Origin of the sequence: Acinetobacter sp. A22 (assembly GCF_030913345.1) — a bacterium.
Taxonomy (GTDB): Bacteria; Pseudomonadota; Gammaproteobacteria; order Pseudomonadales; family Moraxellaceae; genus Acinetobacter; species Acinetobacter junii.
This window is the reverse complement of the sequence record NZ_CP133162.1, coordinates 1946188-1968706: the sequence shown is the minus strand read 5'-3', so window position 1 is coordinate 1968706 and position 22519 is coordinate 1946188. Positions and strand designations below refer to the sequence as shown.

The following is a 22519-nucleotide window of genomic DNA, read 5'->3' as shown; positions in this document are numbered from 1 at the left end:
TAGAGATTGGACTTTATGACGGTAATAGATGCAATGACGCAATCATGGAAATCGACAATGGATTTGATACAAACAAATGGTCAACCTCGTTATGGACGTTTCGAACACGTTCCATCACGTATTAATTTAGATGACTATATTTATAAAACCCCTTATGGTCAGGTATTAAAAGGTTGGCGAAAACAGCTTAAATATAAGAAGTTTAAATTCTGTGGATTACAACATGAGCATTTTAGCATCGGGATTGCGATTGTTGATTTGTCATGGGCAGGGCATGCTTTTTATTATGTGTATGATCATCTTGCGCAAAAAGTCATTGAGTGGAATGCGATACAGCCTTTGGCTTTAAAAACACAACTTGACGAACAGCCTTTGTTTAGTCAAAGTTTTTTTAAAAAGTCTGCCTACCAATTTGATATGCAACATGCGAATGGTGTGCGTTATATTCAAGTGACTAAACATGGCGAAACACAGTTGAAAGCACGGATTTTTTGTGCAGGAACTGATGCTTTGAGTATGTGTTCACCGACAGGTATTAATGGATGGACGTATACACAGAAGCAAACCACCTTAGCTGTTGAAGGTTTTTTTATTAATCCTGATCAGCAACGCATCGACTTTAATGAACAAAGCCTAGCAGCTTTAGATGATACTTGTGGTTTTCTTCGCCCAGAAACAGCTTGGTTTTGGTTGTCGTGTCAATTTAGAGATCAACAAGAGCGACGGATCGGTTTAAATTTAGCCTCAGGTGTGAACGAAAGTTTTGGCAATGAAAATGCTTTGTGGGTCAATGGTCGTCTCTATCCGCTCAATGATGTTTTATTTGAACAGCAAAACGAAACAACATGGACAATTCGTTCTTTAGATCAACGTCTCAACCTACTTGTTGAAACAGGGTGGTGTCGTTTTGAAAATATTAATTTGCGTTTGATTGGCAGTCAGTTTAATCAATGGCAAGCGAAAGTAACAGGGACGGTTGATTTGGAAGCGGTTGAACCTGTTGTTCTAAATGAACAATATGGTTTATTAGAGCAGCATTACGCGAAGTGGTAAGTTCTAAAAAACCTCCCGTAAAGGGAGGTTTTTTATGGTTTATAATCCAGCCTGCCAAAAGGCTTCGCCCGCAGCAATCGGATCGTTAGTTTTTGCTAAGGTATCGATCCAAACATCATATTGACGAATAATCGGATGCTGATTGGGATGAAAGTCTTTTTTGAACCAATCGCTGTATTGTTCACGTTTAGAAGTCAAAATACCTTTTCGACCAAAGAACCAAGGTAAACCTTTACGTGCTAAATCTAGGCGTTGTTTTAAATTAAAACCATCTTTTTTCAGCATGACATCGGTACGATACATCGTAAAACCAAACATCAGAACTGTAGTGAGTACTAATGCTGAGCGACGTGTGAACTCAGATACATCGCCCACTTCTTTCATGACATCAAAGGCAACATCACGGTGCTCCATTTCCTCGATCGCATGCCAAGCAAATAGCGCTCGAACAAAGGGATCAGCATCCGCAAGAGTTTCCTTTTTACTGTAGAAAGTATCTGCCATGAGCGCCGTCAAATGTTCCGCTGCAGCAGTCATCGCAATGTTGTACTGTGGCGAACGATATTTGAGTTCAAATTTAAAAATTTTCTTCAAACGATCAGTGAACTGATCAACAGGCATACCTTGCTCTTTCATGACCTGATTCATTTTGTCATGGGCAATACCATGTTGTGCTTCTTGACGAATAAAGTCAGCCACACGTGCTTGCAAGTCAGGATCTGTGATTTTGTCACGAAACAATCGAACAGACTCGATGAAATAGCGCTCCCCATCTGGGAATGTCAGACTCAATGCATCGAACATACGAGTACGGAATGGATCACCACCAAACCAAAAGCGTGGTGCTTCATTAAGGTGAAAATCTAGTTTTGTTCTTACAATTGGATCAACTTGATAGGAAACATGTGCATTCATCTTTGCTCTTCCTTTTTCTTTTTCATGTACTCAGTATGGAAAAAGTCCGATGAAATGTTTTGACAGTTACAGCCAAGTTTTATACAAATAACGACATATCAGGATGAGATTGGCATATGTCAGTTAAAATTATAATTGGATATTTGCGATTGTTTAATCGTGTTCTTCAACAAGAGCAAGTCGATTTGTCTAAAGTTGTGGAACAAGAATTATGGTTAACATTTCAAAATTGTTTAGAACATCCTGATGAGCAAGATTTTGATGTAGAACGATATGTTGTACTTCTACAAGCAGCACAAAGTTATTTTTCGCGGCCCATTACACTTGTTTTGGCTGAACATGCTAACTTGCAAGATTTAGGGCTAATGGGATATTTGGCTTCAACCAGTTTAGACTTACAACAAGCATTGCAACTCTTACAACGATATTATTCTTTGGTCTTTAAGCAAACAAATCTAGAACAATTGAGCGTGCAACAGTTTGCCGAGTACATCCAAATTGTTTGGGGAGCATCGTATAGTGACTATCGTGAGATGTATGAACTGAATTTGGCATTGATCTTTAAAATTGCGCAATCCATCGTACAAGATGCCCTTGTTCCACCTCAAAAAATACAGTTTGGTTATCTTCCTCATACGGCGTTGTATCATTATGAAAAGTTTTATGGATGTCCTATTCATGTACAAGCAGGGCAATATGCCATTCAATTTTCAAATCAAATTTTAAAAGCGAAAAGTATTGCAGGAGATCAACAGCTTAATCATGTGCTATCCACACAGGCACAACAATCTTTAAATAGTGTGACTTCTTCTGAGTTACAGCAACAACAATTTAGACAGAAAATACAAACTTATATCGAGCAGGGATTGGCTCAACAAGAAGAGGTCTTGCAAAGCTATGTTGCAAAGCGTTTGCATTGTTCTGAGCGAACTTTGCAACGTCAACTAAAAGCTTATCAACTTAACTTTCAGGATATTTTAGATCAATATCGTTTAGAACAAAGTAAGTTGTATTTGCAGCAAGGAAAATCCCTTTCTGAAATTGCTGAACGACTAAATTATGCTGATCAAAGTGCATTTGGACGTGCTTTTAAACGGTGGACTGGCGTGACACCGAAACAGTTTTTAAAGTCTCTTTAATTTTAAAAACAAAACTAAAGAGACTTTGCAAATGTTTAAGATGTTTTTAATCGTGGATAATTAAACAAGATCGCTAAAATCGCAAATACGGCAAGAATCCAGCAATAGTAAATATGTCCGATTAACTCGACTGGCGAGAGCTTTGCAATTGAGCAAGCCAAAAGCAATTGTGCACCGTAGGGAATAATGCCTTGAATCACGCAAGAAAAAATGTCTAACAGTGCGGCGCTACGTTTCGGATCAACGCCATATTCTTTAGCCACTTCACGAGCCATATCGCCTGATAAAATGATCGCAACTGTATTATTCGCAACAAACAAATTGGAGAAGACCACAAGAAAACTAATGCCCAATTCCCCAGCACGCTGACGACCAAATTTAAATAGACGGGTGATACGATAAATTTTTTCGATTAACCACTGTAAACCACCTTCTTTTTGCATCAAAGCAGACAGACCGCCAAGTAACATTGATAGTAGTGCAACTTCAAACATTCCCACGAAGCCATCATAAATAGAAGAATTTAATTTCAATAAATCAAATTCAGGCTTTTCAATCAGACCGATGATTCCAGATAGCACCACTCCAATCATTAAAACTGCAAGTACATGTAATCGGCTGAATGCTAGAAAAAAGACCGCTAGATAAGGCAAAATTAACCATAAATCATAAGCTTTTGATTGAATTGATTCAGCTTGTTGGCTGAGTAGCACATAAGCAATCAAGGTCATGATGGCAGCAGGTAAAGCAATCCAAACGTTGACTCTAAATTTATCTCGAAGTTCGACGTTTTGACTTCTTGTGGCAGCAATCGTTGTATCAGAGATCATGGACAGATTGTCACCAAACATTGCACCACCAACGACAGCCCCAATCGCATAAATTGGTAAAATGTCAGTCGCTTGAGTAAAACCAAAAGCAATCGGTGCACAAGCAGCAATGGTACCCATAGAAGTACCCATAGCAGTAGCAATAAAGGCTGAAATGATAAACAGCATGGGTAACACAAATTCAGCTGAAATCAATGACAAACCTAATTGAACTGTGGCATCAACGCTTCCAATGGCACTTGATACACTTGCAAAAGCTCCAGCCAACATGAATACCATGAACATTAAAATAAGGTTCGGATGACTTGCGCCTTGAAGAAACTCTTCGATGGCTGTGTTGAGTTTCTGTTTGTATAGCAGTAAAGCTAAAATGATGGCAGGGATTGCTGCGACTGGCGCTTTTACTTGATAAAAGGCAAATTCTGTCCCAATCATTGAATGATAGAGACCACTCCCGAGAAAGATGATCAAAAATACCAATAAAGGTAACAAAGCAAGCGCATTGCTTTGCACTTTTTCCTGAGAGTAGGCAGACATAAAAAATAAAAGAATATTTAAAAATTGCGCCTAGTATAAAGGAGCTTTGGTGATTTCTAAAATGCAGGTGGTTTTCTTGAAAATTAGGAATCTTTGATCATTGAGAATTCAGCCAAAATATAGATAAATGTGTCAGGGTTGTTGTAAGTAGCAATATTCACGTTGCAATCACGTCAAAACCTGTTCAATGAGCAAAAAATAGCGTTACAATGCAGTGTTTTTGTATGTCTACAAACAACTCCTCAATTTATATAAATCAAGGAAAGCATAATCCTATGTCACGTCTTGCCACTCGTTTTGAACAGCTTAAATCTCAGCAACGTAAAGCGCTTGTTTCTTATGTTATGGCAGGTGACCCGCATCCACAGGTAACTGTTCCATTACTTCACCAAATGGTTGAAGCTGGCGTCGACGTTATTGAGTTAGGTTTACCATTCTCAGATCCGATGGCCGATGGTCCAGTCATTGCACTAGCTGCTGAGCGTGCATTGGCAGGTGGAACCAATACACTAGATGCGTTGGATATGGTCAAAGCCTTTCGTGAAAAAGATCAAACCACACCTGTTGTTTTAATGGGATATTTGAATCCTGTTGAAGTGATTGGTTATGAAAAATTTGTTGCATATGCAAAAGATTGTGGTGTTGATGGTGTACTTCTTGTGGATCTTCCACCTGAGGAATCTAAGCAGTTTGGTGAAGTCTTAAAACAAAATGAGATGGATCAAATTTTCTTATTAGCACCAACATCAACTGATAAGCGTATTCAGCATGTGGTGAATCATGCGAGTGGTTTTGTTTACTATGTGTCATTAAAAGGTGTGACAGGTGCAGCAACATTAGATACCTCAGAAGCTGCAGCTCGTATTGCGAAAATCAAAACCATGACCAACGTACCTGTTGGTGTTGGATTTGGTATTAGCGATGCTGCATCTGCAAAAGCAATGGGTCAAGTTGCTGATGCCGTGATCGTCGGTAGTGCTTTCGTTAAATCTTTTGCGACATTGCCAGCAGATGATGCTGTGCAAGAGACGGTAAATAAAGTGAAGGAGCTTCGAGCTGCGCTCGATGAGTTAGTATGAGTCAAGAGTTAACAACAGGGAAGGTTCTTAGCCCTTCAACGCCTTGGATTGAGCGTCAAGTCCCTGGTATTCAAGTTGCTACTGAGCAGCAGACATTCAAAGCAACTTTTACTGAGCCTACGATTGAATGCCCAGAGTGTCATGCATTGGTGACACGTACAGCAATGTCTTTCAATGCTTATGTTTGTCCTCAGTGTGACGAACACTTACGTATGCGTGCTCGTGATCGCTTAAACTGGTTTTTTGATCAAGTTAATGCAGAATTGGGACAAGAGTTTGCTGCTAAAGACCCATTAAAATTTGTGGACAGTAAACCTTATCCTGAGCGTATGCGCGAAGCTCAAGATAAAACAGGTGAAACAGAAGCTTTGGTTGTGATGCAAGGTTCACTTAAAGGTTTAGACCTTATCGCATGTGCTTTTGAGTTTGACTTTATGGGTGGCTCAATGGGGACAGTCGTAGGTGATCGTTTTGTCCAAGCGGCTGAACGAGCAATTGAATTACGTCAACCTTTAATCTGTTTTGCTGCATCGGGTGGTGCTCGTATGCAAGAGGGCATGTTGTCTTTGATGCAAATGGCACGTACTTCAGCCGCGATTCAGCGAATGAAAGATGCACGCCTTCCGTATCTGGTTGTGTTGACACATCCTGTCTATGGTGGTGTTACCGCTTCTCTCGCAATGTTAGGTGATGTACATATTGCTGAACCTAAAGCGATGATTGGATTTGCAGGTAAGCGCGTAATTGAGCAAACAGTTCGTGAAAAGTTAGAAGAACCATTCCAACGTGCTGAATATTTGCTTGATCATGGTGTGGTCGATCAAATTGTTCATCGTCATGCATTACGTGATACTGTATATAGACTTGTTGCTAAATTGATGAACTTACCTTGACACAGCAAACACCACATTCTGATGATACATTAACAACATGGCTCGATTATTGGAGCCATGTTCACGTTACGGGCATTGATTTGGGATTGGAACGCGTTATTCCAGTTGCTGAAAAGCTTGGAGTAATGAAACCCAATGCAAAAGTTTTTACGGTTGCAGGGACCAATGGCAAAGGCTCAACGACAACAACGCTTGCTGCGATTTTAAATGCACAAGGCTATAACGTGGGGCTTTATCAATCGCCGCATATTTACCGTTTTAATGAGCGGGTAAAGTTAGCTGGGCAAGAGGTTGATGATCAGAGTCTTATTGATGCTTTCGTACTCGTAGATCAAGCACGTCGTGAGTGTGGATTAAGTTTATCTTTTTTTGAAGCAACCACTCTGGCTGCTTTTTTGATTTTTAAGCAAAAGCAATGTGATGTATGGGTACTCGAAGTAGGACTCGGTGGTCGCCTAGATGTAGTCAATTTGATCGATCCTGATATTGCCGTGATTACCAATATTGGTTTGGATCATGTGGATTGGTTGGGCGATACAATTGAAAAAATCGCTTTTGAAAAAGCTGGAATTATTCGTCCGAATATTCCCGTGATTTTTGGTGGTAATCAACCTTTACCGCAAGCGATACAAGATAAAGCGCTTGAATCTAACGCTAATCTATACGCATTAAACCGAGATTATTTTTATCAATTAAATGATGACGGTCTGTCATGGTGTTTTGCTTCTTCAGGTACAACATTAAAGTTGCCGACAGGACATTTGGCAATTGAAAATATTTCAACTGCTGTAGCTGCAATCTTAGTAAGTGGTTTGCCTATTTCTCAATCCACAATTGCTCAAGGTATTCAGCATGCTTCATTGCAAGGACGTTTTGAAATTCGTCAAATTCAAAACAAAACCGTCATTTTTGATGCTGGGCATAACCCTCATGGTGTCGAATTTTTGTTGAATCAGTTGCGAAAATTCTTAAAATACAATAAACAGTACACAGAAGTTGTGGCTGTATTCTCAATGTTGGCAGATAAAGATATTGCATCTGTAACTGATTTACTAAAAACAACAGTAAAAAATTGGTTTATTGCTACTTTAGATGTGCCTCGAGCTGCACCAATGCAACAATTAAATGAAGCATTGGCAGGTCAACAGGTGCACGAATTTAGCAGTATCCAGCAAGCGTTTGAAATCGTGTTGAAACAATGTAATAACAATCAACTGATTTTAGTCTGTGGTTCGTTTCATACTTTAGAAGCGGTCTGGGAGTATTTAGAAGAATGTCAATAAATAACAAACAACGTTGGATGGGCGGCGTTGTTCTACTTGGAGGAGGTGTTTTATTGGCAGCCTTACTTCTCAAGGGCAATGAAGAAATAGAGCAAGACAAAGCACAAGCAACAATCTCTCATCCGATTCCCAAAACTCAATCAAACTCAAATACAGCACAACCTTTACAAGATGGCGAAATGGTTTCACTCCAACAACTTGCTGTGGATGTTGAAACTGAAAAGCGATTACTTGAAGAGCAGCGCCTCGCTCGTGAAAAAGCTGTTGCAGAGCAAGAAGCCAGAGCCGCTGAGTTCTTGAAAATGCAACAAGAAGCTGAAGCTGCTGCCGCGCGTAAAGCTGCTGAAGAATATGCAGCTTTAAATGCACGCCGTACTTCAGAGCAAGAAAGTTCAGATAATATTCCCCCTGAACTTGCAGAAGATGACAAAGCAAAAGCTCAGCGTCTAGCTGAGGAAAAGCGAAAGTTAGATGAAAAAAAGAAAGCTGAACAACAAAAGCAAGATCAACTTAAGTCAGACGCTGAAAAGAAGCTAGCGGAAGAAAAACGTAAAGCTGAAGCTGAGAAAAAAGCAGCAGAAGATAAACGTAAGGCTGAAGCAGATAAAAAGGCTGCTGAAGAAAAACGCAAAGCTGAAGCTGAGAAAAAGGCAGCAGAAGACAAGCGAAAAGCTGAAGCTGAGAAAAAGGCAGCAGAAGACAAGCGAAAAGCTGAAGCTGACAAAAAAGCGGCTGATGATAAAAAACGTAAAGCTGAAGAAGACGCCAAAAAGAAAGCTGAGGCTGAAAAAGCACGCGATCTTATGGAAAATGGCGATAAGAAGTGGATGGTTCAAGTGGCATTGGCTGCAAACCAAGCAAATGCAGATGCTGTCGTATCCAAGCTACGTGCTAAAGGCTATAAAGTCACAACCAGTTCTACCTCGAAAGGTATTCGTATTATGGTTGGACCTGCCAAAGATCGCGATGTTGCTGATGCAACTCGGAAAAAGATTTCTTCTGATGAAAGTCTGAATATGAAATCAGCTTGGGTAATTGACTGGGTTCCACTAGATCAAAGATAAACAGTTGTTTAAGTAAGCTAAGTATCTTTGAAGTTGAGTTGATTGTGCGTTTTTCATCGAATAGGAGATGAAGTAATGGAGCAAACGGATTTAAAGATACTTGAAAAATTTAGTTTTTCGCCAGACTTAGCAATTGGAGCATTGTCTGGCGTTGCTTACTTAGGCGACTACTTATATTTCGTTGGGGATGATGTTCGTTACTTATTAAAAACTAGCCTAAAAAATAAAATTACTGCAACAACAACTTTTGAAAAAGTCCCTTTATTTGAATCGTCTGAGCAAGAAGCTCTCAACATATTAAGCAAAGCAGAAAAGCCTGATTTTGAAGCATTAAGTTGTATCATTTTTAATGAACAACTTCATTTATTGGTTATGGGCTCAGGTTCGACTGAAAAGAGAAAGCAAGCTCTGTTGTATAATCCATCTAATCATCAAGTTCAGACTTTGCTCGATAAGTTGGATTATGATTATTTGCAGCACTGCGTTGCACTCACAGGCGGAGCAGATTTAAATATAGAAGCAGTATGCTCAGATAGTCATCATCTTTATATCTTTCAACGTGGCAACATTAATCACTTTCATGGTGTTTTAGTATTTGATTTAGAAAAAATTCAAGCATATAAATCTTTAGAAAATGCTCTTATACGTTCATTTAATCTCACATTACCTGAGATTAATGGTTCAGTAAGCGGTATTTCAGATGCTTATTTTTTTGCGGATAAGAATGTGATCGTTGCAACCGCTGCCGTCGAGCAAACCTTAAATACCTACGATGATGGTGCAGTGTTAGGAAGTTATATTTTAGTGCTCTCACCGAAAGGGGAAGTGCTAGATTCCTTTTTGATCCAAGATGCTGAGGGAAACACTTTAGCCATTAAGGTTGAAGGAATAACTTGGCTTGAGTCAAATGCTGATGGAGAGGTCTTCTTATTAGTCACCGATAGTGATGGCGGTTTTTCCGAAGTGATCACGGTTTTGCTCAAGAATTCGGTTTTTACCAAACTAGATACTTAGAGATTAGGTTTTATTGGTGATCTCACAATCTGAAAAAAGATGTATTTATAGAGTCTTAATTATTCCAATAACAGTGAGAGGTTTTTTTCCAAGAAAATCCACCTCTCAAGTGAGTTTTTAAGTTTTAACTTGAAGGGTTGGATAATTGCTGCTGAATCCATTGTACATTTTCTGAGGTAAATAGATTTTCAATGTTTTTCCAAATGATATGGTAGCCATATCCTCCTTGTTTCATTTCTTTGACTGCATTTTCAATTGACCAATTTTCAAAAATAATACGATACATCGCAATGGTTGCACCTGTTCGATCTGATCCGTGATAACAATGAACAAGGACTTTTTGATTATTGTTTTTTGCAATCTGAATAGCTTGCATCGCTTGAAGTAAGTCTTGGCGATTAATTGCCCATGTTTGAATTGGTATATGTACTAAATTTAGCGATTGATTTTGGAGTACTTTTGCATCTTCATTTCGAGCTCTTAAATTGATCACCGTTTCAATCTGATATTTTTTTAGTAAAGGTATTAACTCAGAATTGGGTTGTTCACTGCGATAAACATTCTGACTGATCTGATAAAAATTATGCGTATCCGAGATTAAAGCCCCCCAATTTTGAGGGCGTTGAGATTGCTCTATACTCGGATGTGTCATACATCCATTTAGACTTAATGTTGAAACAACAAAAACAGTAATAAATATTCTTTTCATTTTATTGATAGCGATTAAATTCATAAGGGTCGTGGGCACAAATTAACTCAATGCTTGGTTCATGTTGAGCTAGATATTGTAACTGTTTAAGGTTTTGCAAACGTAGTTGGTTATCTTCAGCCAATAACCGTTCAGTGAAATCTAAAGCTCTGAGTTTGTTTTTTGGGTTTAGCTCAAGATGAGTGTAATAGGCATCGCCACAGAACAACATCCAGCCATCGGCCTTTTTAATCGCAATTCCACAGTGCCCAGCGGTATGTCCAATTAAGGGAATCATTAAAATTTCATCGTGAAATAACGGAAGCCCTTTAACTTTTTGCAAGTTAAACCATGGCTCGCCATCATTATGTTCAGCAAAGTTCCAATAGCGATGCTGTTTAAACTGTTCAGTCTTATAACGAAGTTTGCCTTTGGTTGTAAGTGATTGAGTGGCATTAAACTCCGCCGCTAAGAGATGCACTGTTGCATTTGGAAAATCAGAAATTCCACCAGCATGATCAAAATCTAGATGGGTCACAAAAATATGTTTTACATCACTCGGGTTAAAACCAAGTCGCTGTATCTGTTGAATGGCAGTTAGTTTTAGGTTCGGTACAATTGAGCCAAATTGTTTGAGTAAACTCCCTAATCGCTGTTCAGTATGCAGATAATCTTGAAGTCCTAAGCCTGTATCAATTAAGACTAGACCGCGATCAGTTTCAATGAGGAGACAATGACAGACTAGATGTGCTTTCCAACCTTTTTGACCAAACAGCGGGGCGCAAACTGGACAGAAACTTCCACAGTGCAAATGATGAATGTAATAAATCATAGCGTTCTTATTTTATTAAAGTTTAAGATTTCTCTTATAACGTATCAAATAAGAAAACTAAAATGAAATTTTATAAGCTTAAAAAAATGCCTATCGATATGATAGGCGCTGGAGTTTGAAAATAAAATTTTGTTTTAATAAGTGGTTTAGTATGGCGCGTTGAATATTTTTATACGATGTATCTCATCAGTCTTGCACTTCGCTCAAAACCTTGAATTAGCTTCAATCTTACTCAGGCTGAGGCGTGAGACGTAAATAAGGTTTTACAGCAGTGTAACCCTTTGGAAAACGTTGTTTAATTTCCTCCTCATCTTTGAGTGATGGGACAATAACAACATCTTCACCGTGCTGCCAGTTTGCTGGAGTCGCCACTTTGTGATGATCTGTCAACTGTAATGAGTCAATTACACGTAATACCTCATTAAAGTTTCGACCAGTTGATGCAGGATAGGTAATAATCAAACGAACCTTTTTATTGGGATCAATAATAACCAATGAGCGCACGGTTAGGGTTTCACTGGCATTAGGGTGTATAAAATCGTATAGCTCTGAAACTTTGCGATCTTTGTCAGCAATAATCGGGAAATTCACCGTTGTGTTTTGAGTTTCATTTATATCCTGAATCCAGCTTTTATGTGATTCCACATCATCCACAGATAAAGCGATTGCTTTCACGCCTCGTTTTGTGAATTCATCTTTGAGCTTTGCGGTGAACCCCAGTTCTGTCGTACAAACAGGTGTAAAATCAGCAGGATGTGAAAATAAAATCCCCCAGTTATTGCCTAGAAACTCATAAAAATCAATTTTTCCTTCGCTCGATTCTTGTTGGAAATTTGGAGCAATATCACCTAAACGTAATGTCATACTTCGTCCTCAGAACATTTCTAATCTTATGTGTGTTGGATTAATATGCGCCAGAAGGCTTAGAAGTAAAAATATTGTTTTTTGATGTTTTTATGAGTTTAAAAGATATAGAGCTGAGTTTGGTTGGAAAATTGATCGGAAATTCACATTTTAGTCGATGTAACTTATAGTCAAATTTGCTACATTAACTGACTTTGGTTGCTTGTGGTCAGAATTGCCTCGCAGATTTTTTTACCTGTTTGGATGCAAAGCCCTTGTAGTTCTTATTTCTGACTCCATAATAACAGCTAAGAAAAAATTACCTATTTAAACAAACAGGATTAGAGAGTTTATTCATGTTGGCAAGTCTGATCGGAGGTATCTTCGGTACTAAAAATGAGCGTGAGCTCAAACGCATGCGTAAAATTGTTGAACAAATCAATGCGCTTGAACCGACGATATCTGCTCTTAACGATGCAGACCTTTCTGCAAAAACTCAAGAATTCAAAGAAAGATTTAAAAACGGTGAAAGCCTAAATAAATTATTACCTGAAGCATTTGCAGTTTGTCGTGAAGCTGCAAAACGCGTGATGGGAATGCGTCACTATGATGTTCAGTTGATTGGTGGTATCACACTGCACGAAGGCAAAATTGCTGAGATGCGTACAGGTGAAGGTAAAACCCTGATGGGTACTTTAGCGTGTTACCTCAATGCATTGAGTGGTCAGGGTGTGCATGTCATCACCGTCAATGACTATCTTGCACAACGTGATGCTGAACTCAACCGCCCATTATTTGAGTTTTTGGGTTTAAGCATCGGTGTGATTTATTCGATGCAAATGCCTGCTGAGAAAGCACAAGCTTATTTGGCAGACATTACTTACGGTACGAACAACGAATTTGGCTTTGATTATCTTCGTGACAACATGGTGTTTTCTCTACAAGAGAAAAAACAACGTGGTTTAAGTTATGCCATCATCGATGAAGTAGACTCGATCTTAATTGATGAAGCACGTACACCATTGATTATTTCAGGTCAAAGTGAAGATTCATCGCATTTATATCAGTTAATCAATAGCATTCCTCCAACATTAAAACCTCAGAAAGAAGAAAAAGTGGCTGATGGCGGACACTTCTGGGTTGATGAGAAACAACGCTCAGTTGAAATGACTGAGGTTGGTTACGAGACTGTTGAGCAAGAGTTAATCCGTATGGGATTACTTGCTGAGGGTGAAAGTCTTTATTCTGCTGCGAACCTAAATCTGGTTCACCATGTCACTGCTGCGATTCGTGCGCATTATCTCTATCAAAAGAACGTTCACTACATTATTGGCATTAATCCTCAGACTCAAAAAGAAGAAGTGATTATTGTTGATGAAAGTACAGGTCGTACGATGCCTGGTCGTCGTTGGTCTGAAGGTTTACACCAAGCGGTTGAAGCCAAAGAAAATATGGAAATTCAGCCTGAAAACCAAACTTTGGCAACCACAACGTTCCAGAACTATTTCCGTTTATATAAAAAGCTTTCAGGCATGACAGGTACAGCTGATACTGAAGCTGCTGAAATGAAAGAAATCTACGGTTTAGATGTTGTTATTATCCCAACTCACCGTCCGATGGTGCGTAAGGATCACAATGACTTAATTTATTTAAATCGTAACGGTAAATACAACGCAATTATCGAAGAAATTACCAATATTCGTAAGCAGGGTGTTGCGCCGATTTTGATTGGTACTGCAACGATTGAGGCGAGTGAAATTTTATCTGCAAAGTTATTACAAGCAGGTATCCAACACGAAGTCCTCAATGCAAAACAACATGAGCGTGAGGCGGACATTATTGCTCAAGCAGGTAGTCCAAACGCCGTAACGATTGCAACAAACATGGCAGGTCGTGGTACGGATATTTTGCTTGGTGGTAACTGGAAAGCCAAACTCGCAAAAATTGAAAATCCTACGCCAGAAGACGAAGCTCGTTTACAAGCGCAGTGGGAAAAAGATCACGAAGATGTATTGAACTCAGGTGGTTTGCATATCATCGGTTCAGAGCGCCATGAATCACGTCGTATTGATAACCAGCTACGTGGTCGTGCGGGTCGTCAGGGTGACCCTGGTGTTTCTCGCTTCTACTTATCTCTTGAAGATGATTTGATGCGTATCTTCGCGGGTGATCGTGTTGTTGCCATGATGCGTGCAATGGGCTTACAAGAAAATGAAGCCATTGAACATAAAATGGTGAGTCGTTCTATTGAAAATGCACAGCGTAAAGTTGAAGCACGTAACTTTGATATTCGTAAAAACTTATTGAAGTATGATGATGTAAATAATGAACAACGTAAAATTATTTACTCACAACGTGATGAGATTTTGGCAGAAAGTACATTACAAGATTATATCGAAGAGATGCATAAAGAGGTGATGAAAGGCGTTATCGCGAATTTCATTCCACCTGAATCAATCCATGACCAATGGGATATTCCTGGTCTAGAAACCGCTTTACGTACGGATTTAGGTATCGAGCTTCCTGTACAGCAGTGGTTAGATCAAGATCGCCGCTTGGATGAGGAAGGTCTGATTGCACGTATTTCTGATGAAGTGATTTCACGTTATCGTCAACGCCGTACTCAAATGGGTGATGAATCTGCTGCGATGTTAGAGCGTCACTTTATGCTGAACTCTTTAGATCGCCATTGGAAAGATCATTTAGCTGCGATGGATTATTTACGTCAGGGTATCCACTTGCGTGGCTATGCTCAGAAAAATCCAGAGCAGGAATATAAGAAAGAAGCATTTAATTTGTTTGTGAACATGTTGGGTATTATCAAATCAGACGTTGTGACTGATTTATCTCGTGTTCATGTACCAACAGCAGAAGAATTGGCTGAGCTTGAAGCACAACAACAACGTCAAGTTGAATCAATGCGTTTATCATTTGAACATGATGATGTAGATGGTTTAACGGGTGAAGTGACTGCATCTGAAGAGCCTGAATATACAGTGAATAATGCTCCATTCCCAGTTCCAGAAAGCCGCAATGCACCGTGTCCTTGTGGTTCGGGATTAAAATACAAACAGTGTCACGGTAAAATTTAAACTTCGATATCGTTTGATAAAAAAAGCAGGGTTAATCCCTGCTTTTTTTACGAGAAGTAACTTGAGTCGTTAAGTGCTTTATAGTTTCATTATTCAATAGAATGACTTTGACTGAATTCGCATGAAACGCGGGAAGACAATGAAAAAACCATTACAACTTTTAATTTTAGCGAGTGTTGCGGTATCAAGTGTAGGCTTTGCTAATGAAGCACCACAAGCAACGACCACAACCACAGTCGACAAAGTACTTGCAGCAAAGGGCCCGACGACAGCTGAAGCTCAAGTTAAACGTGAAGTGACCACAGTAATCAGCCCTCGTACAGGGATTCGATATACACTTGGAGATACAGGGAATCGCCCAATTGTTTTGCAAACAGCGGCTATCGCACCTGCTAACTCTGCCAATATCAATCGTATCGTAGCTGCTAACCCGGCATTATCTGCAAAGAGTCAGGAAAAGGCGAAGATCGCACTCATCGGTGAAGCCGCAGTACAAGCTGCTGATGCAGCCGCTGCTCAAACAGCAAGTGCTCAAGCACCACAAGCTACCAATCAATAAAAGTTTCAACAAAAAAGGAGATGCATCTGCATCTCCTTTTTTTTACAGCTAATTAAAGAAAGCTAGGTAATAAAATCAGACCAATAATGATTGCAAACATCAGCCATTTTGCAAGATAGTAAACTTTACGATTACGTTGTTTTAAACCACGACCATAATGATGTACGGCATAGCCATACTTGAAAATTCGATTGATAAAACCTGTTTTATCTTGATCATCATTCGGTGAACTTGCAGCTGACATAACATTGCGACCAAACCAATGATTGATCTTCTGAGCCCAGCCCCATTTCATTGGACGCTCGATGTCACAGAATAAAATAATACGGGTCTGATCCGTTTTATTTTCAGCCCAATGTACAAAAGTCTCATCAAAAACAGTTGCTTCACCGTCGCGCCAGCTATAGCGTTCTTGATCAACTTCAATAAAACAGTCATCGCTGTTTGGTGTTACTAAACCTAAATGATAACGAACTGAACCCGCATAAGGATCACGATGCTTACCTAAATAACTTCCAGATGGAAGTTCAGTAAACATTGCTGCTTTTACTGAAGGAATACTTTCTAACAAGGCAACTGTCTTAGGGCAAAGTTGTTGAGCTGATGGATGGCTAGCTTGATACCATTTTAAATAAAAACGTTTCCAACCACGTTTGAAGAAGGTATTAAAACCTGCATCGTTATTCTTTTCAGCTGCTTTAATTTGATTTTGTAGCTGGATTGCTTCTTCACGGATTACTTGCCAATTGTCCTGTAATGGTTTGAGCTCAGGAAACTGCGCCACATCAAAGAATGGTTGGTTCGGTAATTTAGAGAAACCAGTCATAAACATATTAACTGGTGCTAGAAATGTCGAATGGTCGAATAATTGTCGAGATGCTTTTAATCGTTCTTTGCCACGATAATAAGTGTATAAAAAACTGACCAAAAATACGGCAACGATAATCACTGCGTACATGAGCACAATCATCTAAAAAAAAGGGAGTCGCGTATTTTAGCACAAAAAATATTTAGCGGGAGAGATGTTGTAGCGATTGCAAACAGGTGAGTAGAGTTGCCCGATAAATGGTTTGAGTGAACCTCTCATGACGTTCACTCAATAAGAACATATAGATTAGACTTGGTTATTTACATCATCGTGTTTAGTTTCACGGATGAACAAAAACGCGATTAATGAAAGAATTGACGCTAGACTTAAATACATTCCAACAGCATCTAAACCATAGCTTTCAGCAAGTTTGGTTGCAATGTAAGGGGCAAAGGATGCACCAAATATACCTGCTAAGTTGAAGGTTAATGCCGAACCTGTATAGCGGACTGATGTTGGAAAAATCTCAGAAAGTACAGTTCCAATCGGTCCGTAAGTGAGTCCCATGATTGAGAGACCAATACATAAAAATAGGAACACAAGTAATGGGCTACCAGACCCTAAAAGCGGCGCAAAACAAAGTCCAAATAAGGCTGATAAGATACAGATAGCAACCGATGTATTTTTACGTCCAAACTTTTCAGCAAGAATCGCTGAAACAGGAATGAAGGCTGCAAAACAAAGTGTTGCGATCAATTGTAATTCAAGGAAATCACCGCGAGCATATCCCAGTTTTGTTGTACCCCAGTTGAGTGCAAAAACAGTTGTGAGATAGAACACTACAAAAGTACAAATCGCAGCAACAGTACCCAAGACCAACATTGGGAAATGCTTCGTCATGACCTCTTTGAATGGGACATTAACTTCTTTTTGTTTGTCTAGAACTTTTTGGAATGCAGGAGTCTCATGCAATTTCAGACGGATATAGAGACCAACCAGAACTAACACCGCACTTGAGACGAATGGAATACGCCAGCCCCAAGTCATGAAATCTTGTTCTGACATAAAAGCATTCAATAATAGGAAAGAACCTGTTGCGAGGATAAAACCAATCGGGGCACCCAGTTGAGGGAACATGCCATACCATGCACGTTTGCCTTCAGGTGCATTTTCAGTCGCCAGTAGAACAGCACCACTCCATTCACCACCAAGACCGAGACCTTGACCTAAACGGCATAAAGCTAATAGTAAAGGAGCTGCAAGACCAATTTGTGCATAGGTTGGCAGCAAACCGATACAAACGGTTGATATCCCCATAGTGAGTAAAGCTGCGACTAAAGTTGCTTTACGTCCAATTCGATCTCCCAAATGTCCAAAAATTGCGGCTCCGATCGGGCGAGCAATAAAGGCAATTGCAAAAGTTGCGAGGGATTTTAGTACAGCGGCACCATCACTACTTTCTGGGAAAAATAAATGAGGAAAAATTAAAACTGCTGCAGTTGCGTAGATATAGAAGTCAAAAAACTCAATCGTGGTACCCACGAGACTGGCAAATAATACCCTTGTTTTTGAATTGCTTGCCACTTCGGGGGTGACAGTCGTAGTGCTAGACGACATACGAGACCTTATTTTATTTGATCAAGACACAGAAATATGGACTTGAGAATTCCTTGAATGCAAAGTCTACTCATGAAACTAGTGTCATTTCTTTTGGCCTGTCGACAGGAGTTAAAGTACATAACAGTAGATTGCAAGAAAGTGTAAACCTGCCCCGATTAGCACAAATACATGCCAAATTGCGTGGGTATATCTTACCTTTTTTAAAGCATAAAACAATGTGCCGACAGTATAAGCAAGCCCACCCGCAATCAATAACTGGATTGCTTCTTTTGATAGATAACGTTGCATATCATCCATAACCAACACGGCTAACCACCCCATGATGATATAGGCAGCCAAAGATACTTTTTGAAAACGATGAATTAGGATCAGTTTAAATACCGTCCCAATCAAGGCGATGATCCATAGCGCAATTAATAAATAATGTGCTTTCGCTGTCGGGATTGCGATACTTAGAAAGGGGGTATATGTTCCTGCAATCAGATAATAAATCGCAGTATGGTCAAGTTTTTTATACCAGTAGCGTTTCATTCCATCTTGAGAGAAATGGTAAAGCATAGAACTGCTGAGGAGTAATACAAGACTGAACCCATATACCCATAAACTCATCCATTGTCCGAAAGGTAGTCCATATCCTTTGATAATTAGAAACACCGATGCAATTAGCGCTAGAGCCGCACCAGTCCCATGACTATAGGCATTAATTAATTCTTCTTTGGGATCATAATTGGTTAGAAAATTAGCGTTCATTGAGCTTCTAATAGTATAAAAATACAACTGTATCGTAATGCAATTTCCCTTTTAAAGTAAGACGCTATAAAATTTAGTTTCTATTTGTCAGGTTTTCACTATGTTTGCGCCCAAATTTTCCTTTGAACAAGAACAGCAATTTTTCTTGGAGATTCAGCAATCTATTGAAAACAATAGTTTTGATCGATTGATCTTGAGTCAATACAAGGGCGAAATGACTGATTTAGAAAAAATGACATTTCGCATTATTGAACTGCAAAATCAAAGTATGCTGTCCTGTTTATATCATTATAAAACGCAAGATATTACTAAGAATTATCCGATTGAAGAGGGATTAGAGAAAATAGCCGAGCTGTTGGCTCAGTCGAAACAAGCCAATCTATTTACAATGCATCAAGATATTCAACTGAAAAAAAACAAAAAGAAAGCCATGTTGAATGCACAGAAAAAGCAAATCAGTGTAAACCAAGTTCAACAGCATCATGATCGTGAAAAACGTCGATTTGTTCAGCAACAAAGTCCATTTCTTAAACATCTTGGAATTACCGATGAAAAGGCACAAATCATTCCAAGCATGGCGCGCAAGTGGAAACAGATTAATAAGTTTATTGAAATTTTTTCAAATGCTTATGAGCAAATTGATGCTTCTCAACAAGAACTTAATATTGTTGATTTTGGTTCAGGAAAAGGTTATTTAACTTTTGCTTTGTATGATTATTTATTAGAGCAAAATAAAACTCCGTTAATCACAGGTGTTGAACTGCGTTCGAATCTTGTACAGTTTTGCCAAAAAGTTGCAGATGATGTTGGATTTAATCATCTTGATTTCTTTGAAGGTGACGTGCGGAGCTATGCTCCAGAAAAGCTGGATGTCATGATTGCACTACATGCTTGTGATGTAGCAACCGACTTTGCAATTCATACAGGAATTCGTCTGAATGCCTCAATGATCATGTGTGCGCCATGCTGCCATAAAGAGTTGCGACCTCAATTAAAAAGCCCAGAAGTTTTACAACCGATGCTTCAGTTTGGCATTCATGCAGGGCAGCAAGCAGAAATGCTGACAGATACATTGCGTGCTTTGTTGCTTAAGGCTTACGGTTATGAAACTAAAGTTTTTGAATTCGTTTCACTGGAACATACCAGTAAAAATAAGATGATTTTAGCGACCAAGCGTAAAGATGTTCAGCAGCCTGATCCGAAAATTATGCAGCAAATTCAAGCCTTAAAACAGATGTATGGTATCCAAAAGCAAAGCTTGGAATTGCTGTTACAAGATCAAATGCCAATCGAAAATTTAGGTTGTAAGTGCTAATTAAGCTGAGATCGAGATGTTTAGAGTCCAAAGTGGTCACTGGGATAAGTTAGAGCAAGACGCAAAGTTAATTCGAAAACAAGTTTTTATAATTGAGCAGAACATTCCTGAAGAAGAGGAGTGGGATGATCAAGATATGATTTCAGATCATTTTGTTGTCTATGATCAAGATCAACCAATTGCGACTGCGCGTTTATTACAAAACAATAGTGTAGGGCGTGTGGCTGTACTCAAAATTTATCGCGGACAAGGAATTGGACGTATGATTATGTTAGAGATTATTCAGCTTGCACATCAACAAGATCGAACATTTCTTCAATTATCCTCACAAGTTCACGCCATTTCATTCTATGAAAAATTAGGATTTTCGATACAAGGGGATGCATACGATGAGTGTGGAATTCCTCATATAAAAATGCAGTTGGTGATTGAAACTAAAAAACACTGAAACGAAGATTTAGATCATAACTTGCTCGATCGATGCTCAGATCGAGCAAGTTATATTTCTTTATTGGTGTTGCTGATGTTGGGTTTCAACCTCTGAGCTTGCTTGAGCATTTTCTTGAGCGATTGCTTTTTGTTGTTCTGCTGCTCGCTGTGCTCCAGGCATATAATCTGGTTCATTGCTCATAGCTAAGTAGAAGAAACTGAGAAAAATTGTACTAAGTACCCCAACGATAATGACAAATTTCCAACCTAATACGGTTTCACTTGAATCGTTGTGAGAGTTTGAGCGATTACTCATAGAAAATTCCAAAAATAAAATAAATAAAAAACTTGCTAGAACAACATCATTTAATCAATTTGATAAAAAGCCTAAACATTATATGGTTTTATAGTTTGTTTTGGGCTATCTGATGATTTGTATTATTGATTGAAACTTGAAAGTTGATTCGCAAAAAAGAATAGTCTGAAATTAATATTTAGGGCTAAATCTAAGCGATTATTTAGAATAAGATATGATTTTAATAAGGTTCCAAGTCTTCAATATTTTAGTATTCAAAGACTTGGGTAAGCGTGATGATTATAGGGCTTTCCAATCTTCAATGGCTTTGAAGCCTGTTTCTAGACCAATATCATAACTATAACGAATCTTGGCTTTATTCTTGGTGAGTCGACCCGCCATATGTTTTAAGTCGGGTGGGCAAACCTCCAATATTTTTTGTTCAGATGCTGTTCTAACAAATTGAACAGATTCATTATAGCGTTGGGTTCGGGCTAATAAACTTTTGGCAAAACCATGTCGTTGCTTAAATGCGTACTTTGCAAGGAGTTGATCACCTTTACTACTGGCTTTGTAGTAATTTTTGGGGCGAGTTCTCAGTACCATGAGTTTAGATACATTGGCTTGTTTCGCCGTCCAAAGTACGGGGAGAGCATCTGCGACTCCGCCATCAAAGTAGGGTTCACCAAAAACTTCTACTGCTTGACGGGTAAGCACAGGAATAGAACTTGATGCACGTAATCCATCGAGAATGTTGTCTTTGGAGGCTTTGATATATGTTGCATCTCCTGAAATAGCATGGGTCAATACCATGTAGAACTCAGGATGATTGGCAAATAATTGAGCTTGATTGAGTGGATTTTCTTTTTCAACCACTTCCCACATCCATTTCAAATCAAGTAAGTCACCACCTTTGAAGAAGCGTCCATAATGAATGAATTCAGATCGAAGAGAATGATCTAGATAGATTTGTAGGGTGCGACCTTGTTGAGCTGCGAGGTAATTAGCGACATTGGTAGAACCAGATGAAACACCAACACAAAGATCAAATGGATTAAATTGTTGCAGTAAAAATGCATCTAAGACACCGCTGGTAAATGCGCCGCGCATTCCACCACCTTCAACGACCAGTGCTTGACGATTTTGGTGAAGCATTCAATATCTCGAATAGGATGATAAATCCCTGTTTAACACGGATTTATCATCTTCGACAAGAATACTTTAGTGATTGTGTTGCTGATGCTCGCTATGTTGAGCTTCGCCATTTGCTGGAGATTGTGACATTTCAGCTGCTGCCGCTGCTTTTTTTTGATTCATTGGCATATAGTCAGGCTCATTATTTATGGCTAAATAAAAAATCACCATAAAGATAAAGCTTAAAATGCAAGTGATGATCAGTGCTTTCCAACCCCACGGCGAGGTTTCAGGACATAATTTCTCAGACATAAGACAAATTTCCAAAGGACAAAAAGTAAAGCAGA

General features: G+C 39.1%; 22 protein-coding genes. 11 read left to right on the top strand and 11 right to left on the bottom strand.

All coding sequences use genetic code 11. From position 1 onward, the window contains the following. Positions 1-57: 57 nt before the first annotated feature. On the top strand, positions 58-1053 hold the full coding sequence (locus tag Q9Q86_RS09615) for a DUF2804 domain-containing protein (RefSeq protein ID WP_112986213.1): 996 nt from the start codon (positions 58-60) through the stop codon (positions 1051-1053). 39 nt (positions 1054-1092) lie between these two features. Here the strand turns inward: Q9Q86_RS09615 and Q9Q86_RS09610 are convergent, their stop codons facing one another. Further along, positions 1093-1968: a metal-dependent hydrolase gene (locus Q9Q86_RS09610; protein WP_075696782.1), complete on the bottom strand. Its 876-nt coding sequence runs from the start codon at positions 1966-1968 to the stop codon at positions 1093-1095. 116 nt (positions 1969-2084) lie between these two features. Here Q9Q86_RS09610 and Q9Q86_RS09605 point away from each other — a divergent pair, with 116 nt between their 5' ends. After that, positions 2085-3107, top strand: coding sequence for an AraC family transcriptional regulator (locus Q9Q86_RS09605; protein ID WP_112986212.1), 1023 nt, complete (start codon positions 2085-2087; stop codon positions 3105-3107). A 35-nt stretch (positions 3108-3142) separates the two neighbouring features. Here the strand turns inward: Q9Q86_RS09605 and Q9Q86_RS09600 are convergent, their stop codons facing one another. Further along, the gene (locus tag Q9Q86_RS09600; RefSeq protein WP_039047033.1) at positions 3143-4474 is read right to left on the bottom strand and encodes a Na+/H+ antiporter NhaC family protein; all 1332 of its coding nucleotides are present in this window, start codon (positions 4472-4474) and stop codon (positions 3143-3145) included. A 275-nt stretch (positions 4475-4749) separates the two neighbouring features. Between Q9Q86_RS09600 and trpA the strand changes: the two genes are divergently transcribed. The 5 genes from trpA to Q9Q86_RS09575 all read left to right on the top strand — a co-directional run bounded on the left by trpA (position 4750) and on the right by Q9Q86_RS09575 (position 9807). Further along, positions 4750-5553 (top strand): tryptophan synthase subunit alpha, encoded by an 804-nt coding sequence (gene trpA, locus Q9Q86_RS09595; RefSeq protein WP_004908864.1) that lies wholly within the window; start codon positions 4750-4752, stop codon positions 5551-5553. Further along, positions 5550-6446, top strand: a complete 897-nt coding sequence (gene accD / locus Q9Q86_RS09590) for an acetyl-CoA carboxylase, carboxyltransferase subunit beta (protein ID WP_004908863.1) — start codon at positions 5550-5552, stop codon at positions 6444-6446. Before trpA ends, accD begins: the two co-directional genes overlap by 4 nt. Further along, the gene (gene folC, locus Q9Q86_RS09585; RefSeq protein ID WP_112986211.1) at positions 6443-7729 is read left to right on the top strand and encodes a bifunctional tetrahydrofolate synthase/dihydrofolate synthase; all 1287 of its coding nucleotides are present in this window, start codon (positions 6443-6445) and stop codon (positions 7727-7729) included. The genes accD and folC overlap by 4 nt, the downstream gene beginning before the upstream one ends. Further along, positions 7720-8793 carry an SPOR domain-containing protein gene (locus Q9Q86_RS09580; protein WP_112986210.1) on the top strand — a complete coding sequence of 358 codons (1074 nt, stop codon included), beginning with the start codon at positions 7720-7722 and terminating at the stop codon, positions 8791-8793. The genes folC and Q9Q86_RS09580 overlap by 10 nt, the downstream gene beginning before the upstream one ends. A 75-nt stretch (positions 8794-8868) precedes the next feature. Continuing rightward, positions 8869-9807: a hypothetical protein gene (locus Q9Q86_RS09575; protein ID WP_112986209.1), complete on the top strand. Its 939-nt coding sequence runs from the start codon at positions 8869-8871 to the stop codon at positions 9805-9807. A 124-nt stretch (positions 9808-9931) separates the two neighbouring features. Here Q9Q86_RS09575 and Q9Q86_RS09570 read toward each other — a convergent pair whose 3' ends face one another. From Q9Q86_RS09570 to Q9Q86_RS09560, 3 genes are all read right to left on the bottom strand, one after another. Then, the gene (locus Q9Q86_RS09570; protein WP_171293770.1) at positions 9932-10516 is read right to left on the bottom strand and encodes a dual specificity protein phosphatase family protein; all 585 of its coding nucleotides are present in this window, start codon (positions 10514-10516) and stop codon (positions 9932-9934) included. A 1-nt stretch (position 10517) separates the two neighbouring features. Next, on the bottom strand, positions 10518-11327 hold the full coding sequence (locus tag Q9Q86_RS09565) for an MBL fold metallo-hydrolase (protein ID WP_112986207.1): 810 nt from the start codon (positions 11325-11327) through the stop codon (positions 10518-10520). Positions 11328-11555: 228 nt separating this feature from the next. Beyond that, the gene (locus Q9Q86_RS09560; RefSeq protein WP_004950459.1) at positions 11556-12191 is read right to left on the bottom strand and encodes a peroxiredoxin; all 636 of its coding nucleotides are present in this window, start codon (positions 12189-12191) and stop codon (positions 11556-11558) included. Between the two features lie 335 nt (positions 12192-12526). Between Q9Q86_RS09560 and secA the strand changes: the two genes are divergently transcribed. Both secA and Q9Q86_RS09550 read left to right on the top strand, forming a co-directional pair. Continuing rightward, positions 12527-15262, top strand: a complete 2736-nt coding sequence (gene secA / locus Q9Q86_RS09555; protein ID WP_112986206.1) for a preprotein translocase subunit SecA — start codon at positions 12527-12529, stop codon at positions 15260-15262. A gap of 139 nt (positions 15263-15401) precedes the next feature. Beyond that, entirely contained in the window at positions 15402-15821 is a 420-nt protein-coding gene (locus Q9Q86_RS09550; protein WP_099949109.1) for a hypothetical protein, read from the top strand. A gap of 52 nt (positions 15822-15873) precedes the next feature. Here the strand turns inward: Q9Q86_RS09550 and lpxO are convergent, their stop codons facing one another. The 3 genes from lpxO to Q9Q86_RS09535 form a co-directional block, all read right to left on the bottom strand. Next, entirely contained in the window at positions 15874-16779 is a 906-nt protein-coding gene (gene lpxO / locus Q9Q86_RS09545; RefSeq protein WP_035338465.1) for a lipid A hydroxylase LpxO, read from the bottom strand. Between the two features lie 156 nt (positions 16780-16935). Further along, complete coding sequence (locus Q9Q86_RS09540) at positions 16936-18246, bottom strand: MFS transporter (protein WP_042891787.1); 1311 nt, start codon at positions 18244-18246, stop codon at positions 16936-16938. 111 nt (positions 18247-18357) lie between these two features. Next, positions 18358-18999 (bottom strand): hemolysin III family protein, encoded by a 642-nt coding sequence (locus tag Q9Q86_RS09535; protein ID WP_112986205.1) that lies wholly within the window; start codon positions 18997-18999, stop codon positions 18358-18360. Between the two features lie 100 nt (positions 19000-19099). On the opposite strand from Q9Q86_RS09535, the gene Q9Q86_RS09530 reads away from it, so the two are divergent. After that, positions 19100-20314, top strand: a complete 1215-nt coding sequence (locus tag Q9Q86_RS09530; protein WP_112986204.1) for an SAM-dependent methyltransferase — start codon at positions 19100-19102, stop codon at positions 20312-20314. A 16-nt stretch (positions 20315-20330) separates the two neighbouring features. Continuing rightward, positions 20331-20762, top strand: a complete 432-nt coding sequence (locus tag Q9Q86_RS09525) for a GNAT family N-acetyltransferase (protein ID WP_112986203.1) — start codon at positions 20331-20333, stop codon at positions 20760-20762. A gap of 60 nt (positions 20763-20822) precedes the next feature. Here Q9Q86_RS09525 and Q9Q86_RS09520 read toward each other — a convergent pair whose 3' ends face one another. From Q9Q86_RS09520 to Q9Q86_RS09510, 3 genes are all read right to left on the bottom strand, one after another. Beyond that, positions 20823-21059 (bottom strand): hypothetical protein, encoded by a 237-nt coding sequence (locus Q9Q86_RS09520; protein WP_004963976.1) that lies wholly within the window; start codon positions 21057-21059, stop codon positions 20823-20825. A 279-nt stretch (positions 21060-21338) separates the two neighbouring features. Next, the gene (locus tag Q9Q86_RS09515) at positions 21339-22193 is read right to left on the bottom strand and encodes a patatin family protein (RefSeq protein WP_112986202.1); all 855 of its coding nucleotides are present in this window, start codon (positions 22191-22193) and stop codon (positions 21339-21341) included. Positions 22194-22259: 66 nt separating this feature from the next. Beyond that, on the bottom strand, positions 22260-22484 hold the full coding sequence (locus tag Q9Q86_RS09510) for a hypothetical protein (RefSeq protein ID WP_004908835.1): 225 nt from the start codon (positions 22482-22484) through the stop codon (positions 22260-22262). Between the last annotated feature and the right edge of the window lie 35 nt (positions 22485-22519).

Excerpts from the sequence above, each read along its gene's own strand:
- Q9Q86_RS09575 (WP_112986209.1), top strand. The coding sequence starts at position 8,869 with ATGGAGCAAACGGATTTAAAGATACTTGAAAAATTTAGTTTTTCGCCA.
- Q9Q86_RS09550 (WP_099949109.1), top strand. The coding sequence starts at position 15,402 with ATGAAAAAACCATTACAACTTTTAATTTTAGCGAGTGTTGCGGTATCA.
- trpA (WP_004908864.1), top strand. The coding sequence starts at position 4,750 with ATGTCACGTCTTGCCACTCGTTTTGAACAGCTTAAATCTCAGCAACGT.
- lpxO (WP_035338465.1), bottom strand. The coding sequence starts at position 16,779 with ATGTACGCAGTGATTATCGTTGCCGTATTTTTGGTCAGTTTTTTATAC.
- Q9Q86_RS09600 (WP_039047033.1), bottom strand. The coding sequence starts at position 4,474 with ATGTCTGCCTACTCTCAGGAAAAAGTGCAAAGCAATGCGCTTGCTTTG.
- Q9Q86_RS09510 (WP_004908835.1), bottom strand. The coding sequence starts at position 22,484 with ATGTCTGAGAAATTATGTCCTGAAACCTCGCCGTGGGGTTGGAAAGCA.
- Q9Q86_RS09615 (WP_112986213.1), top strand. The coding sequence starts at position 58 with ATGGATTTGATACAAACAAATGGTCAACCTCGTTATGGACGTTTCGAA.
- Q9Q86_RS09540 (WP_042891787.1), bottom strand. The coding sequence starts at position 18,246 with ATGTCGTCTAGCACTACGACTGTCACCCCCGAAGTGGCAAGCAATTCA.
- secA (WP_112986206.1), top strand. The coding sequence starts at position 12,527 with ATGTTGGCAAGTCTGATCGGAGGTATCTTCGGTACTAAAAATGAGCGT.
- Q9Q86_RS09560 (WP_004950459.1), bottom strand. The coding sequence starts at position 12,191 with ATGACATTACGTTTAGGTGATATTGCTCCAAATTTCCAACAAGAATCG.
- accD (WP_004908863.1), top strand. The coding sequence starts at position 5,550 with ATGAGTCAAGAGTTAACAACAGGGAAGGTTCTTAGCCCTTCAACGCCT.
- Q9Q86_RS09610 (WP_075696782.1), bottom strand. The coding sequence starts at position 1,968 with ATGAATGCACATGTTTCCTATCAAGTTGATCCAATTGTAAGAACAAAA.
- Q9Q86_RS09535 (WP_112986205.1), bottom strand. The coding sequence starts at position 18,999 with ATGAACGCTAATTTTCTAACCAATTATGATCCCAAAGAAGAATTAATT.
- Q9Q86_RS09520 (WP_004963976.1), bottom strand. The coding sequence starts at position 21,059 with ATGAGTAATCGCTCAAACTCTCACAACGATTCAAGTGAAACCGTATTA.
- Q9Q86_RS09530 (WP_112986204.1), top strand. The coding sequence starts at position 19,100 with ATGTTTGCGCCCAAATTTTCCTTTGAACAAGAACAGCAATTTTTCTTG.
- Q9Q86_RS09580 (WP_112986210.1), top strand. The coding sequence starts at position 7,720 with ATGTCAATAAATAACAAACAACGTTGGATGGGCGGCGTTGTTCTACTT.
- Q9Q86_RS09565 (WP_112986207.1), bottom strand. The coding sequence starts at position 11,327 with ATGATTTATTACATTCATCATTTGCACTGTGGAAGTTTCTGTCCAGTT.
- Q9Q86_RS09605 (WP_112986212.1), top strand. The coding sequence starts at position 2,085 with ATGTCAGTTAAAATTATAATTGGATATTTGCGATTGTTTAATCGTGTT.
- Q9Q86_RS09525 (WP_112986203.1), top strand. The coding sequence starts at position 20,331 with ATGTTTAGAGTCCAAAGTGGTCACTGGGATAAGTTAGAGCAAGACGCA.
- Q9Q86_RS09570 (WP_171293770.1), bottom strand. The coding sequence starts at position 10,516 with ATGAAAAGAATATTTATTACTGTTTTTGTTGTTTCAACATTAAGTCTA.
- Q9Q86_RS09515 (WP_112986202.1), bottom strand. The coding sequence starts at position 22,193 with ATGCTTCACCAAAATCGTCAAGCACTGGTCGTTGAAGGTGGTGGAATG.